This window comes from Devosia sp. ZB163 (assembly GCF_028613635.1).
Taxonomy (GTDB): Bacteria; Pseudomonadota; Alphaproteobacteria; order Rhizobiales; family Devosiaceae; genus Devosia_A.
Genome location: NZ_JAQRMY010000001.1, coordinates 324,062 through 338,303, shown reverse-complemented (window position 1 = coordinate 338,303; position 14,242 = coordinate 324,062). Strand labels below are relative to the sequence as shown.

General features: G+C 65.6%; 12 protein-coding genes. 8 read left to right on the top strand and 4 right to left on the bottom strand.

Going from position 1 to position 14,242, the window contains the following annotated elements; genetic code table 11:
* Positions 1-67: 67 nt before the first annotated feature.
* A complete protein-coding gene (locus PRN20_RS01670; protein ID WP_273955257.1) occupies positions 68-577 on the bottom strand; it encodes a Maf family protein in 510 nt (169 codons plus the stop codon).
* Between the two features lie 426 nt (positions 578-1,003).
* On the opposite strand from PRN20_RS01670, the gene hemE reads away from it, so the two are divergent.
* The 8 genes from hemE to PRN20_RS01630 all read left to right on the top strand — a co-directional run bounded on the left by hemE (position 1,004) and on the right by PRN20_RS01630 (position 9,773).
* A complete protein-coding gene (gene hemE, locus PRN20_RS01665; protein WP_273955256.1) occupies positions 1,004-2,041 on the top strand; it encodes a uroporphyrinogen decarboxylase in 1,038 nt (345 codons plus the stop codon).
* Positions 2,042-2,043: 2 nt separating this feature from the next.
* Complete coding sequence (hemJ, locus tag PRN20_RS01660; protein ID WP_273955255.1) at positions 2,044-2,469, top strand: protoporphyrinogen oxidase HemJ; 426 nt, start codon at positions 2,044-2,046, stop codon at positions 2,467-2,469.
* Between the two features lie 304 nt (positions 2,470-2,773).
* Complete coding sequence (rho, locus tag PRN20_RS01655) at positions 2,774-4,039, top strand: transcription termination factor Rho (RefSeq protein ID WP_273955253.1); 1,266 nt, start codon at positions 2,774-2,776, stop codon at positions 4,037-4,039.
* 105 nt (positions 4,040-4,144) lie between these two features.
* Complete coding sequence (mnmE, locus tag PRN20_RS01650; RefSeq protein ID WP_273955251.1) at positions 4,145-5,470, top strand: tRNA uridine-5-carboxymethylaminomethyl(34) synthesis GTPase MnmE; 1,326 nt, start codon at positions 4,145-4,147, stop codon at positions 5,468-5,470.
* Between the two features lie 84 nt (positions 5,471-5,554).
* A complete protein-coding gene (gene mnmG, locus PRN20_RS01645; RefSeq protein ID WP_273955250.1) occupies positions 5,555-7,417 on the top strand; it encodes a tRNA uridine-5-carboxymethylaminomethyl(34) synthesis enzyme MnmG in 1,863 nt (620 codons plus the stop codon).
* Complete coding sequence (rsmG, locus tag PRN20_RS01640) at positions 7,417-8,070, top strand: 16S rRNA (guanine(527)-N(7))-methyltransferase RsmG (RefSeq protein ID WP_273955248.1); 654 nt, start codon at positions 7,417-7,419, stop codon at positions 8,068-8,070. Before mnmG ends, rsmG begins: the two co-directional genes overlap by 1 nt.
* A 28-nt stretch (positions 8,071-8,098) precedes the next feature.
* Positions 8,099-8,899 (top strand): ParA family protein, encoded by an 801-nt coding sequence (locus tag PRN20_RS01635; RefSeq protein WP_273955246.1) that lies wholly within the window; start codon positions 8,099-8,101, stop codon positions 8,897-8,899.
* A gap of 10 nt (positions 8,900-8,909) precedes the next feature.
* The gene (locus PRN20_RS01630) at positions 8,910-9,773 is read left to right on the top strand and encodes a ParB/RepB/Spo0J family partition protein (RefSeq protein ID WP_273955245.1); all 864 of its coding nucleotides are present in this window, start codon (positions 8,910-8,912) and stop codon (positions 9,771-9,773) included.
* Positions 9,774-10,029: 256 nt separating this feature from the next.
* Here PRN20_RS01630 and holA read toward each other — a convergent pair whose 3' ends face one another.
* Genes holA through leuS form a run of 3 tightly spaced genes read right to left on the bottom strand, consistent with a single transcriptional unit; the run spans position 10,030 to position 14,166 of the window.
* On the bottom strand, positions 10,030-11,049 hold the full coding sequence (gene holA, locus PRN20_RS01625; protein WP_273955244.1) for a DNA polymerase III subunit delta: 1,020 nt from the start codon (positions 11,047-11,049) through the stop codon (positions 10,030-10,032).
* Positions 11,049-11,561 (bottom strand): hypothetical protein, encoded by a 513-nt coding sequence (locus tag PRN20_RS01620; RefSeq protein ID WP_273955243.1) that lies wholly within the window; start codon positions 11,559-11,561, stop codon positions 11,049-11,051. The genes holA and PRN20_RS01620 overlap by 1 nt, the downstream gene beginning before the upstream one ends.
* Positions 11,548-14,166: a leucine--tRNA ligase gene (gene leuS / locus PRN20_RS01615; RefSeq protein WP_273955242.1), complete on the bottom strand. Its 2,619-nt coding sequence runs from the start codon at positions 14,164-14,166 to the stop codon at positions 11,548-11,550. The genes PRN20_RS01620 and leuS overlap by 14 nt, the downstream gene beginning before the upstream one ends.
* Positions 14,167-14,242 lie beyond the last annotated feature (76 nt).

The following is a 14,242-nucleotide window of genomic DNA, read 5'->3' as shown; positions in this document are numbered from 1 at the left end:
GGGCATGGAGCCGCAACGCGGCCAGCAAAGGCAAGAGCGGCAGGCCGAGGATGGTGAAATAGTCGCCCTAGATGGCTTCGAACAGCCGGATCGCCGGCCCCTCGAGCCGGTATCCGCCGACCGATCCCAGCACGTCCTCACCCTCGAGCGCCAGGACGGCGTCGCGCTCGGTCGGCTCGAACGCCCGCATGGTCAGCCGGGCCGTCACCGTCCCCGACCACAGGATCACCTCGCCCCGGGCCAGCGCGAGCCCGGAATGGAGGGCGTGGGTTCGTCCACGCAGCCGGTCGAGCTGTTCGGCCGCCTCCGCGATCGTTCCGGGCTTGTGGAACAACTCACCCTCCGAGGCGAGGACCTGGTCGGCGCCGATGACGACATCGCCCGGCCGATTCTGCGCGACGGTCAAGGCTTTGGCTTCCGCCAGCCGCATGGCTACCGCGGCGGCATCGCCGCCTTTCCCCAGCACTTCGGCTTCGAGCCTACGCTCGTCGATTTGCGCTGGACTCGTTTCGAATCGGAGCCCGGTGCCCGCAAGCAGGGCCTTTCGCGCCTGGCTCTGGGAGGCAAGGATCAGCATGGACCTTCGTTTTCCACACTGTCCTTGTTCACTCAAGTTCCCGGGCCGTGGAAAACCGTCTGCCGAGCCGGTGAGGCCGAGTTCTCCCCGCTCGGTCCCGATCCATCAACAGGCCGAGGCGGCCCACGGGTTAACAAACGATTAAGGTGAGTTGTGGGGATAACCCATTGCGCGAACGGGTGGGTCATCCACACCTCCATTAACGAAACGTCAACGAATGTGGCATGGTTAACGCCCCGTTAATCCAGCCGACTCCGGCTGTCGTCCCGGCCTTCCACCCGTCGCGGATTCACAGCCTCCGGGACACCACGGCCCGTGCGCTTCTGTCGCCGCCTATTGCGTTGTGGGCAGTCGTGAATTCCTGCAAAACACCGCCATGATAATAAAGATGAAGAATCTAGAATCTTTCTTGGATTGGGTGGGGGCATGACCGCTACGCCGGTGACCAAACCCCTGCTCGAGACAGTGCTCGGTCGGCGCCAGGAGCGGCTGCCGATCTGGATCATGCGCCAGGCCGGTCGCTACCTGCCCGAGTATCGCGAGCTTCGCGCCAGGGCGGGAAGCTTCCTCGATCTCTGCTACAATCCGGAACTGGCTTCGGAGGTGACCCTCCAGCCGCTCCGGCGCTTCGATCTCGATGCTGCGATCCTGTTTTCGGACATCCTGGTCATTCCCGATGCGCTCGGACAATCCGTGCGCTTCGAGGTGGGTGAAGGTCCCCGACTCGAGCCCGTGACCCCCGATAGCATCGGGCGGCTCGATCCGAAGAGGGCTTTGGAGAAGCTCAGCCCGGTCATCGAGACCGTTCGCCGGGTTCGTGCGGGTCTCAGTTCGGAAAAGACCCTGATCGGGTTTTGCGGTTCGCCCTGGACGGTTGCCACCTACATGATCGGCGGGCGCGGCTCCTCCGACCAGGCAGCGGCGCGGGTGTTCGCCCTGACGCAGCCCGAGGCATTCGCGCGTCTCATCGACATTCTCATCGAGGCGAGCATTGATTATCTCGCCGCGCAGTTCCGGGCTGGCGCCGATGTGGTGCAGCTGTTCGAGAGCTGGGCCCTCAATCTCGACGAAGTGGCGTTCCGCGACTGGGTGATCGAACCCAACCGCCGGATCGTCGAAGGGCTGCGGAGAGAAATCCCGGACGCCCCGGTGATCGGTTTCCCGCGTGGTGCCGCCGGGAACCTGCCGGCCTATGCGCGGCAGACGGGCGTGAACCTCCTCGGCCTCGACTACGGGACGCCGCTCGGCTTTGCCCGTGAGCTGCCGGCCGGCCTCGGCGTCCAGGGCAATCTCGATCCGCTACGGCTCCTCGCTGGCGGCGAGCAGATGGACGTCCGGGTCCGCGAGATCGTTGCCGCATTCCGGGACCGGCCCCATATCTTCAACCTCGGGCACGGCATCGTGCCCGAAACGCCGATCGCGCATGTCGAGCGGCTGATCGCGGTGGCGCGGGGAGCTTACTGAAAATGGAATGGGTCAAGGCGCTGCACATCCTGAGCATCATCGCCTGGATGGCGGGGATGCTCTACCTGCCGCGCCTCTTCGTCTACCACGCCGATGCCGAGAAGGGCTCGGTGCAGTCCGAGACGTTCAAGGTCATGGAGCGCCGGCTCTATCGCGGCATCACGACGCCGGCGATGATCGCGAGCTGGATCTTCGGCCTGTGGCTCGCCTTCGGCTTCGGCATCGTCGATTTCAGCCAGGGCTGGATGTGGGTGAAGGCGCTGATGGTCATCGTCCTCAGCGGCATCCACGGCTGGTACGGCCGGATCCTCAGGGATTTCGCCAACGACCGGAACACCAGGAGCTCGAAGTTCTTCCGGGCGATCAACGAGATCCCGTTCGTCGTCGCCATCATCATCGTGATCTCGGTGGTGGTGAAGCCGTTCTGAGACCAATGAGGTGGGCCCGTTGGCGGGCCTTCCCTCCTGCTCGGTGTCACCCCTGCGAAAGCAGGGGACCATCTCGCCGCCAGCACTGGCGGTGCCTTCGATACCTGCATCCGCGGGTGCCGGTTTTCACCCCGCCACGACCGAACTGTTCCACGTGAATCCGTTCCGCTCTTGAATGTAACCGTAGTTTTAGCTATCTCATGGCACCGCCTGATCGATGGGCGCCTCCCCGGCGCTTTCCGGGCACCCTCTTCCCCTTCCTGACATCTCTGTCACTTCGCATCCCCAAGGGTCCGTACGCGCAATGGAAAGTATCAAGCTCAGCGAACTCAAGGCCAAGACGCCTGCCGAACTGCTCGAGTTCGCCGAGACCTATGACGTCGAGAGCGCCTCGACGCTGCGCAAGCAGGAACTGATGTTCGCCATCCTCAAGGAACTGGCGGCGCGCGAAGTGGACATCACCGGCGAAGGCGTGGTGGAAGTCCTGCCCGACGGCTTCGGGTTCCTCCGCTCCCCGGACGCGAACTACCTGCCCGGCCCCGACGACATCTACGTCTCCCCCAGCCAGATCCGCCGCTTCTCGCTTCGCACCGGCGATACGATCGAAGGCCAGATCCGTTCTCCCAAGGAAGGCGAGCGCTACTTCGCCCTCCTCAAGGTCAACACCATCAATTTCGAGGACCCCGAGAAGGTCCGCCACAAGGTCAACTTCGACAACCTGACGCCGCTCTATCCCGATGAGCGCCTGCGTCTCGAGTTGCCCGACCCCACGGTCAAGGACAAGAGCGCCCGGGTCATGGACCTGGTGGCGCCTCTCGGCAAGGGTCAGCGCGCGCTGATCGTTGCGCCGCCGCGTACCGGTAAAACCGTACTGTTGCAGAATATTGCACAGTCGATCGCGGTCAATCACCCCGAGTGCTACCTCATCGTGCTGCTCATCGACGAGCGGCCCGAGGAAGTCACCGACATGCAGCGCTCAGTGAAGGGCGAGGTGATCTCCTCGACCTTCGACGAGCCGGCCTCGCGCCACGTCCAGGTCGCCGAAATGGTGATCGAGAAGGCCAAGCGCCTCGTCGAGCACAAGCGCGACGTGGTGATCCTCCTCGATTCGATCACCCGCCTCGGCCGCGCCTACAACACGGTGGTGCCGAGCTCGGGCAAGGTGCTGACCGGTGGTGTCGACGCGAACGCCCTGCAGCGCCCCAAGCGCTTCTTCGGCGCCGCGCGCAATATCGAGGATGGCGGTTCGCTCACCATCATCTCGACCGCGCTGATCGATACCGGCTCGCGCATGGACGAAGTGATCTTCGAAGAGTTCAAGGGCACCGGTAACTCGGAAATCGTCCTCGACCGCAAGGTCTCCGACAAGCGCATCTTCCCGGCCATGGACGTCACCAAGTCCGGCACCCGCAAGGAAGAGCTGCTGGTCGAGCCCGACATCCTGCGCAAGATGTATGTCCTCCGCCGTATCCTCAACCCGATGGGCACGGTCGACGCCATGGAGTTCCTGATGGACAAGATCCGTCAGACCAAGACGAATTCCGACTTCTTCGACTCGATGAACACCTGATCCGGCCGGGCGTGAAAATGCCCACCACCGGTTCGACCACCCTCGATGTCATCCCGGTGCAAGCCGGGATCCATCCTGCCTCCCCCACATCGTGGGCGGTATGCCATGCCTGACACCGACACGATCGTCGCCCTGTCGTCAGGGGCCGTTCCCTCCGGCGTCGCCATCATTCGGCTGTCCGGCCCGGCAGCCGGCATGATCGTCGCGGAACTCCTCGGCCAGCTCCCGACCCCCCGCAAGCTCACCCTCAGCGATATCACCCTCGATGGCGACCGCATCGACCGCGGCCTCGTCGCGTGGATGCCGGGGCCGGCGAGTTTCACGGGCGAAGACTGCGCCGAACTGCAGGTCCACGGTTCCCCGGCCGTCGTCCGCGCCCTGTTGCGGAGGCTCTCTGCCCGCCCAGGGATCCGCCTCGCCGAAGCCGGCGAGTTCACCCGACGCGCCTTCGAGAATGGCAAGCTCGATCTGGTCGAAGCCCAGGGTCTCGGCGATCTCATCGAGGCCGAAACCGAGAACCAGCGTGCCCTCGCCTATGCGCGGCTCGAGGGAGGCCTCACCCGGCAGGTCGAGGGCTGGCGCGAGCGACTGCTCGACCTCCGCGCCGAGATCGAAGCCCAGCTCGACTTCTCCGATGAAGGCGATGTCGGCGCGTTGCCAGACTCGTTCGCGAGCGAGGTCACAGCTCTTGGCAGCGACATAGCAGACGTTCTCGCCACCCGAGGACAGGGCCGCATCCTCCGCAGCGGTTTCCGTGTCGTGCTGGCAGGCCCCCCAAATGCCGGCAAATCGAGCCTCCTCAACGCCCTGTCCCGGTCAGAAGCCGCTATCGTCTCCGACGAACCCGGCACTACCCGGGACCTCAAGGAGATCCCGCTCGACGTCAAAGGCCAGCTCATCATCCTGATCGACAGCGCCGGCCTCCGCGACACGACGTCGAAGGCCGAGGCGATCGGCGTCGAACGCGCCCGCGAGGCCATGCTCGGCGCAGACCATGTGCTATGGCTGCAGGCGCCGGATGTCACGACGGCACCACCGCCAGCCTTCCCCGAACTGGCGGCAGAACCCTGGCGGCAGCCGCCGGTCGCGATCGTTGGCACGAAGAGCGACCTTGGTGATATGCCGGGAGCGGACCTGTCTGTCTCCGTCAGCACCGGTGCCGGCATCGAGGCCTTGCTGCAGCGGCTCTACGAGGTGTCTGGTGCCGGCACAGTCCGTGCCTCCGACCTCCTCGTCAGCCATGAGCGGGACCGTGTCGCGCTTCAGTCCGCCGTCGCGGCCCTGGCCGAGGTGACCGAGCACCTCGAAGACCCGGAGCTGGCAGCCGAGGACCTCCGCCACGCGTCTGCCGCGCTTGAGCGGCTGCTGGGCCGGATGGATGCCGAATCGGTTCTAGACCGGCTGTTCAGCGCCTTCTGCATCGGGAAGTGATTCACGTGAAACCGGGTGGCCGCGGCTGCAAGGTTGATTCACGTGGAACATTGCCGTAGACCGCCGCTCTACAAGGAACATGCCATGACCGACTTCGGCGTCATTGTTGTAGGTGGCGGACACGCCGGCTGCGAGGCTGCGGCTGCTTCGGCGCGCCTTGGCGTTCCCACCGCGCTGATCACCCACAAGTTCGCGACCATCGGCGAAATGAGCTGCAACCCGGCTATCGGCGGGCTCGGCAAGGGTCATCTCGTGCGCGAGATCGACGCCATGGATGGCCTGATGGGCCGTGTCGCCGACGCCGCCGGCATTCAGTTCCGCGTCCTCAACCGCCGAAAGGGCCCAGCCGTCCGCGGCCCCCGCGCCCAGGCCGACCGCAAGCTCTACAAGGCGGCGATGCAGGCGGCGATCACGTCGCAACCCAACCTTACCGTCATCGAAGGGGAGGTCGATGATCTGGTCGTCGAGAACGGGCGTATCGCCGGCGCCGTGCTGCTCGATGGCCGCCGGTTCGGCGCCAATGCCGTGGTCCTCACCACCGGCACGTTTCTCCGCGGCCTGATCCATCGCGGTGAAGAGACAGTCCCGGCCGGCCGCGTGGGCGAGAAGCCCGTGCTCGGCCTTTCCACCCGCCTCGAGGCCCTGGGCCTGACCCTCGGGCGGCTGAAGACCGGCACCCCGGCCCGCCTGGACGCCACCTCCATCGACTTCTCCGGCCTCGAGGAGCAGCTTGGCGACGATCCGCCCGAGCCCTTCTCGGCGCTGACCGCCGCCATCACCACCCCGCAGGTCAGCTGCTTCATCACCCGCACGACGGTCGACACGCACCGCATCATCGCGGAGAACATCCATCGCTCGGCCATGTATTCGGGCCGCATCAAGAGCCGCGGGCCGCGCTACTGCCCGTCGATCGAGGACAAGATCGTCCGCTTCGCCGACCGCGACAGCCACCAGATCTTCCTCGAGCCCGAGGGCCTCGACGATCCGACGATCTATCCCAACGGGCTCTCCACTTCGCTGCCCGCCGACGTCCAGGAGCAGTTCCTGAAGTCGATGCCGGGGCTCGAGAACGTCCGCATCATCCGGCCGGGCTACGCCATCGAGTACGACTATGTCGATCCGCGCGAGCTGAAGCCAACGCTGGAGCTCCGCCGCCTGCCCGGCCTTTACCTCGCCGGCCAGATCAACGGCACTACCGGTTATGAAGAAGCCGGCGCTCAGGGGATCTATGCCGGCGCCAATGCGGGCCTCGCCGTCAAGGGCGCCGAGGCGCTGCGCCTGTCGCGCACCGAGAGCTATCTCGGCGTCATGGTCGATGATCTCGTCACGCGTGGCGTCTCAGAGCCCTATCGGATGTTCACTTCGCGCGCCGAGTTCCGCCTGCACCTGCGCAGCGACAATGCCGATCAGCGGCTCACGCCGCAGGCAGTTGCGGTTGGACTGGTCGGGGAGGAGCGACGCGAGCGCTTCGCGCAGAAGAGCGCCGCACTGACCGCCGGCCGCAAGCTGCTGACATCGTTGACGGTTTCGCCAACGACAGCGCGCAAGGCCGGGCTACAGGTGAATGCCGATGGCCAGCAGCGCAGCGCATTCGATCTCCTCTCCTACCCGGACATGACCGTGGAGCAGGTCCTGCCGCTCTGGCCGGAGCTGGCCGAGATCCCAGCCTCCGTCATGGAGCAGCTTTCGGTGGACGCCCAGTACGCCGTCTATCTGCAGCGCCAGCAGGCCGATATCGCCGCCATGAAGCGCGACGAGGGCCGCGACATTCCGGAGTGGCTCGATTATGCCGCCATGCCCGGGCTCTCGATGGAGATCAGGCAGAAGCTGGCTGATAGGAAGCCTGCAACCATCGCCCAGGCTCAGGCCATCGACGGCGTAACACCAGCCGCCATCACTCTTATTCTGTCGGTGATCCGCCGCGGCAGCCTGCGCCGGGCAGGTTGATGGACGACCTTCTCCCGTATGCCGGGTATTTCGCCCGTCCCATCGGCGATGTACGCCGCGACCTAGAATCGTTTTCCGTTCTGCTGAGGAAGTGGAACGCGGTACAGAATCTTGTTTCACGTGAAACAGAAGCGAATCTGTGGGATCGGCACATCCTCGATTCCCTGCAGGTCCTGCCGCTCCTTCGACCCGGGGATACGCGCTTCCTCGACGTCGGATCGGGAGGCGGCCTGCCGGCCCTGCCGCTGGCGATCGCCCTGAAGGGCGGGCCCGCGCACTACCAGCTGGTTGAGCCGATCAGCAAGAAGGTCGCCTTCCTGCGCCAGGCGATCCGTGAGCTCGGCCTCAATGCGGCCGTACATGGTGGGCGCAGCGACTCGTTTGACTCACGTGAAACAGCGCCGGACGGCACTCGCGCCGGGTTCGACGTCATCACTTCCCGCGCTCTCGCCGCGCTTCCCGGCCTGTTCGGACTTATCCACCCCTTCTTTGGCCCGGAAACGCGGGCCATTCTGCACAAGGGCCGGGATTACGCCCGGGAAGTCGAAGAAAGCCGTTTGGCCTGGGACTTCGACGTGTTAATAAATCGTAGCGCCACCGAAGCGGCCGGCGCATTGCTGCAGGTCAGCAATTTACGACGAAAAAACAGTTAGTTGGCGGAAAACGCCTGGAGGCCGTCCCTTGGCTCCTCGAATCCTGACCCTGGCAAACCAGAAGGGTGGGGTCGGCAAGACCACTACCGCCATCAATCTGGCAACTGCGCTGGCCGCCATCGGTGAGCGCGTGCTGATTGTGGACCTCGATCCCCAGGGTAATGCCTCAACCGGGCTGGGCATCTCCCGCATCGGTCGTGACGTATCGAGTTATGATCTCCTCATGGGCGACGCGCGCGTCGCCGAAGCTGCGGTCATGACTAGCGTGCCCAACGTGGCGGTCGTCCCCTCGACGCTCGACCTGCTCGGCGTCGAGCTGAGCATCGCGCAGCAGGCCGATCGCGCCTTCCGGCTGCGTGACGCGTTCAAGCAGATCAGCGAGCTCTCGATTAACGGCCAGCCGGTCAGTTATATCCTGATCGATTGCCCGCCCTCGCTCAACCTGTTGACGATCAACGCGCTTGTGGCCGCCGATGCGGTGCTGGTGCCGCTGCAGTGCGAGTTCTTCGCGCTCGAAGGCATGAGCCAGCTGCTTCAGACCATCGAGCAGATCCGCACGACGCTCAACCCGCGCCTGTCGATCCAGGGCGTGGTGATGACCATGTTCGATCGGCGCAACAATCTCAGCGAGCAGGTGCTGGCCGACGTTCGCTCCGAGATGGGCAATCTCGTCTACGACACGGTGATACCGCGCAATGTCCGGCTATCCGAGGCGCCGTCCTACGGCAAGCCGGCCCTGCTCTACGATCTCAAGTGCGCCGGCAGCCAGGCCTATCTCCGCCTGGCTACCGAGGTGATCCGGCGCGAGCGTCAGCTCGCGGCCGCATGAGGACTTTCGAATGAACGACAAACCCTCCCGGCTCGGTCGCGGTCTCGCGGCGCTTATCGGCGACATGGCTACCATGGAAGGCGCGGCTCGGCTGGCCGAGAACGGCACCACGCGCCGCCTGCCCGTCGCGTTCCTCATTGCCAACCGCGCCAACCCCCGGCGCGAGTTCGATCCCGAGCAGCTCGAGGAACTGACGAACTCGGTGCGCGAGAAGGGCGTCATGCAGCCCCTGCTGGTGCGCCCGACCAACGATCCCAACCAGTTCGAGATCATCGCCGGCGAGCGCCGCTGGCGGGCATCGCAGCGCGCCGGCCTCAATGACGTGCCGGTGCTGATCCGCGAAGTCGACGACAAGGAAGCGCTCGAACTCGCCATCATCGAGAACGTCCAGCGCGTCGACCTCAATCCTCTGGAAGAAGCAATGGGTTACGGCCAGCTGATCGAGCAGTTCGATTACACGCAGAACGATCTCGCCCAGGTGATCGGCAAGAGCCGCTCGCACGTCGCCAACACGCTGCGCCTGCTCAAGCTCCCGGATGACGTGCGCAGCATGGTCAGCCGCGGCGAGCTCACTGCCGGCCATGCCCGCACGCTGATCACGGCCGACGATCCGGCCGCCTTGGCCAAGCGCATCGTCGGCGGCGGGCTTTCGGTCCGAGAGGCCGAGGCCATGACGCAGCGCGAGCTCAACGCGCCCAAGAAGAAGCCGGTGCCGGTCGAGAAGGATGCCGATACGGCCGCGCTCGAGAAGCGCCTGTCGGACGTCCTGGGTCTCCACGTCGCCATCGACCACAAGGACCAGGGCGGCCGCCTCGAGATCCGCTACCGCACGCTCGAGCAGCTCGACGGCATCTGCATGAAGCTGACCGGCTGAGATGACGACACGCCGGCCGGTTGTTTCACGTGCAACTGGCGGCCTCGCTCTCGCCTAGTCGACCTGATCCCCGCGACAGCGGGGATTTTCGTTTGGAAAGCAGCGATCGCGTCGACGGAGCCAGCGCCGCGGCGGCCTGTTGCCGGAAGTTCATGCTCAAGCAATGGAACTTCTCTGGACCACTACCGACCGAATACCCCAGGTTCCAGGCCGATCCAGCCGCCCCACGGCGGCCTGATCCACGTGAAACATCCGGCTAACGCTCTGCAGCCATTGCACAAATAGCCAGCAGCGCCCGTCGGCTGACGACGTCCTGCAGGCCGTAGCGCTTGCGACTGTCGCCCACGGCCAGCTGCAGCCGCTCCAGTGCGGCCGACAGCGCATCGTCCGTCCAGAGCCGCAACTGCCGCTCGAGCGAGGCGCGCCGCGAGAAGTGCGGCTTGGGCCGGGCATTGTCGAGCACGGCGGACGCGGACCGGCCGGAATCGGCTTCCGCGCGCCAGCGGCGCAGGGTCGCGAAGTGGTTCAACGCCGAGGCGAGAATCTGCTGGGCATTCACGCTCTGGGCGATAGCGCGTTCGAGCGCCGTGTCGAGCTGGACGGCATGTCCGCTGGCCGTGGCGTCGATCACCTGGTCGAGGACGAGCGCGGCATTGTCGGCGCAGAGCGTCAGGACGTCGTCGCGCGTCAGCACCTTCGTTTCGGCCGCATAGAGCAGGAGCTTTTCAAGCTCGCGGCGCGTGATCTCGCGATCGTTGCCGAGCGAATCTCGAAGCGCCGCGACGGCGTCCTGGTCGGCCCGGATGCCAGCCTTGTTGAATGTCTCGGCAATCAGGCGGGTCAGCGATTCGTCGGTATCGGGATAACAGGGCAGGGCGCGGCCGAGCTTTGCGGCCTCGACCAGCGCCCGCAGCGGGTCCTTCGGCGTCAGGTTGCCGGCCTCGAGGATGATCATCGCGCCCGGATCGTCGCGCAGTTCGGTCAGCGGCATGACCAGCGACTTGCCGGCGCTGCGGACACGGATCACCCGGCGATCGCCGAACAGCGAGGTCGTCTTGGCCTCGACCGCGAGGCGCGACGGGTCGGAATCGAGCTCGCCACCGTCCAGCACCACGAGATTCATGCTGTCGGCGTCGTTGCCGGCGAAGCGGCGGGCAAGCCGCTGCCCGGTTTCGCGAACCAGACCGGCGTCCGGGCCGTAGGCGAGGATGATGCCGGCCTCGAGGTCAGGGCGATCGACGAAGCGGCCGACTTCGTGCGCCTTGAGCGCAACCATCAGGCGGCCGGCTGGCTGAGGGCGCCCAGCAGGGTGAGCCGTACCGTCTCGGCCAGCTCGCGCGCCGACTGCTCATAGGCCTGGCGTTCCGCTTCGGACGAGGCCAGAGCCTGGTTGTCGGTGGTGTAGACCGTCGCGGCGGAGCGCGTGGCCTGCAACGTGACCTTGCCGGTGGCGTCGAGCACCTGGATGGTCGCCACGACGACGGCTTCCGATTGTTCGTTGGGGCCGGCGACGTTCGATCGGGTCAGGTCGCGCGAGTAGCTCGAGGTCGCGATTCGGACCGTCGGGCTCATCGGGTCCTCGGTGCGGCCGATGCGCAGCACCAGTTCCTGGTAGATGATCTGCTCGAGCCGGTTACCGGGGTCGGCGTAGCGGAAGGCGTGGCGCTCAGCGCCGAGGCCGCGCTCGCCATAGACCGGCGTCAGGCCGGAGCAGCCGGCAAGCGTCGTCGCGCCGAGAAGTCCCAGCGCGATCAGGGCAGTGCGAAGCAGTCGCCTAAACGACCACATTGACGATCCGGTCCGGGACAATCACGACCTTCTTGGGTGATTTGCCTTCCAGCATGCGGGCTACGGCCTCGAGAGACAAGGCCTCTTTCTCGACCAGATCGTTGGCCGAGCCCTTGGGCACGGTGATCTCGCCGCGACGCTTGCCGTTGACCTGTACCGGGATGACGACGCTCGAATCCATGAGGAGCGCCGGATCGACGGCGGGCCAGGGAGCATCGACGACGAGGCCGGATTTGCCGAGCGCCGCCCAGCAGGTCTCCGCCAGGTGCGGCATCATCGGCGCGACCAGCTGGATCAGGCGCGACACACCTTCGTCGAGGGCGCCGACCCGGCCCGGCGTGCTCGCCGCAACGGTCGTTGCGGTGAACTTGGTAAGCCCGTTGGCCAGCTCGTAGATCTGGGCCACGGCGCGGTTGAAGCGCAGGCCTTCGAGGTCGGTGCCGACATTGGCCACGGTGCGGTGGGCAAGGCGGCGGATCGCTGCCGTCTCGGCGTCGGACATGTCCGGCTCGCCAGCCGGCTGGGCCAGCAGTTCGGCGGCGTCGCCGACCAGCTTCCAGACGCGCTGCAGGAAGCGCGAAGCGCCCTCGATGCCGGCTTCGGTCCACTGCACGTCGCGCTCCGGCGGGGAGTCCGACAGCATGAACCAGCGGGCGGTGTCGGCGCCGTAGGTGCGGACGATCTCGTCGGGATCGACCACGTTCTTCTTGGACTTCGACATCTTCTCGATGGAGCCGATCTCCACCGCAGCGCCGGTCTTGGCGTGAACCGCAGTGCGGTTGTCACCGCCGGAGATCAAGATGTCGGCGGGGGAGAGCCACTCGCCGGCCTGGTCCTTGTAGGTCTCGTGGACGACCATGCCCTGGGTGAACAGGCCCTTGAAGGGTTCGTCGATGTTCAGGTGGCCCGATTTCTTCATCGCGCGGGTGAAGAAGCGCGAGTAGAGCAGGTGCAGGATCGCGTGCTCGACGCCGCCGATGTACTGGTCGACCGGCAGCCAGTTGTTGGCGACCCCCGGGATGGTAGGCGTGTCGGCGTGCGGCGCGGTGAAGCGTGCGAAGTACCAGGAGCTGTCGACGAACGTGTCCATCGTGTCGGTTTCGCGCATCGCGGGACCGGCGCATTTGGGGCAGGCGACGTGCTTCCAGGTCGGATGATGGTCGAGCGGATTGCCGGGGCGATCGAAGGTCACGTCCTCGGGCAGGACGACCGGCAGGTCCTTGTCGGGAACCGGCACGGTGCCGCAGTTCTCGCAGTGGATGACCGGGATCGGGCAGCCCCAGTAGCGCTGGCGCGAAACGCCCCAGTCGCGCAGGCGATAGTTGGTCTCGACCACGCCCTGCGGGCGGTTGTCGACCGATCGCTGGGCGAAATACTCGGCGATCTTCTTCTTGGCGGCGTCGACGTCGAGCCCATCGAGGAACTCGGAGTGATAGGCGCGGCCCGGGCCGGTGTAGGCCTCGGCCTCCACCTCGAACTCCTCGGGATCGGCGCCCTCGGGCAGCACCACCGGGATAACCGGCAGGCCGTAGCGGCGGGCAAAGTCGAGGTCGCGCTGGTCATGGGCCGGGCAGCCGAAGATGGCGCCCGTGCCGTAGTCCATCAGCACGAAATTGGCGACGTAGACCGGCAGCGTGGCGCCGGGTTTCACCGGATGGTTGACGTGCAGGCCGGTGAAGACGCCCAGCTTCTCGGCCTTGTCGATCGTCTCGGTGGCCGTACCCTGGCGGTGCGTCTCAGCGATGAAGGCGGCAACGGCCGGCTGGTCCGACAGAGCCTTGGCGAGCGGATGGTCAGCCGAAATAGCGATGAAGCTCGCGCCGAAAATGGTGTCGGGCCGGGTCGTGAAGACCTCGATCGAGGTGAAGTCCTTGTATGGGGCGCTGAGCTCGAACAGCAGGCGCAGGCCTTCGGACTTGCCGATCCAGTTGCGCTGCATGGTGCGCACCTTCTCGGGCCACTGGTCGAGCGTATCGAGCGCTTCGAGCAGTTCCTCGGCGAACTCGGAGACCTTGAAGGCCCACTGGTTCAGCTCGCGCTGCTCGACGATGGCGCCAGAGCGCCAGCCACGGCCATCGACGACCTGCTCGTTGGCGAGCACGGTCATGTCGACGGGGTCCCAGTTCACCTTCGACTTGCGGCGGGTGACGAGGCCCTCGCGCAGCATGTCGATGAACAGCTTCTGCTGCTGGGAGTAATACTCGACGTCGCAGGTGGCGAACTCGCGCGTCCAGTCGATGCCGAGCCCGATGGACTTCAGCTGCTTCCGCATCGCCTCGATATTGGCGTAGGTCCAGCTCTTGGGGTGGACCTTGTTCTGCATGGCCGCGTTCTCGGCCGGCAGGCCGAAAGCGTCCCAGCCCATGGGGTGCAGCACGTTGCGGCCCTTGGCGCGCATATAGCGCGCGAGAACGTCGCCCATGGTGTAGTTGCGGACGTGGCCCATGTGAATGCGCCCCGATGGATAGGGGAACATCTCAAGGACGTAGTAGGGCTCGCGCTGGTCGTCGTTCCTGACGACGAAAGTCTTGGCCTCGTCCCAGGCCTTCTGCCAACGCGGTTCTTCGACACGCGGATTGTAGCGCTCGGTTACTCTACCAGTCACTTCGGAACAGTCCTTAAAGCCACCGATTACGTTGCGTCGGCGGGGGTTTTTGGCTACCGGACCTTCATCAGAATTC

Coding starts and splice junctions, on each gene's coding strand:
- PRN20_RS01670 (WP_273955257.1), bottom strand. CDS start 577: ATGCTGATCCTTGCCTCCCAGAGCCAGGCGCGAAAGGCCCTGCTTGCG.
- mnmE (WP_273955251.1), top strand. CDS start 4,145: ATGCCTGACACCGACACGATCGTCGCCCTGTCGTCAGGGGCCGTTCCC.
- holA (WP_273955244.1), bottom strand. CDS start 11,049: ATGGTTGCGCTCAAGGCGCACGAAGTCGGCCGCTTCGTCGATCGCCCT.
- PRN20_RS01620 (WP_273955243.1), bottom strand. CDS start 11,561: ATGTGGTCGTTTAGGCGACTGCTTCGCACTGCCCTGATCGCGCTGGGA.
- hemJ (WP_273955255.1), top strand. CDS start 2,044: ATGGAATGGGTCAAGGCGCTGCACATCCTGAGCATCATCGCCTGGATG.
- mnmG (WP_273955250.1), top strand. CDS start 5,555: ATGACCGACTTCGGCGTCATTGTTGTAGGTGGCGGACACGCCGGCTGC.
- rho (WP_273955253.1), top strand. CDS start 2,774: ATGGAAAGTATCAAGCTCAGCGAACTCAAGGCCAAGACGCCTGCCGAA.
- rsmG (WP_273955248.1), top strand. CDS start 7,417: ATGGACGACCTTCTCCCGTATGCCGGGTATTTCGCCCGTCCCATCGGC.
- PRN20_RS01630 (WP_273955245.1), top strand. CDS start 8,910: ATGAACGACAAACCCTCCCGGCTCGGTCGCGGTCTCGCGGCGCTTATC.
- hemE (WP_273955256.1), top strand. CDS start 1,004: ATGACCGCTACGCCGGTGACCAAACCCCTGCTCGAGACAGTGCTCGGT.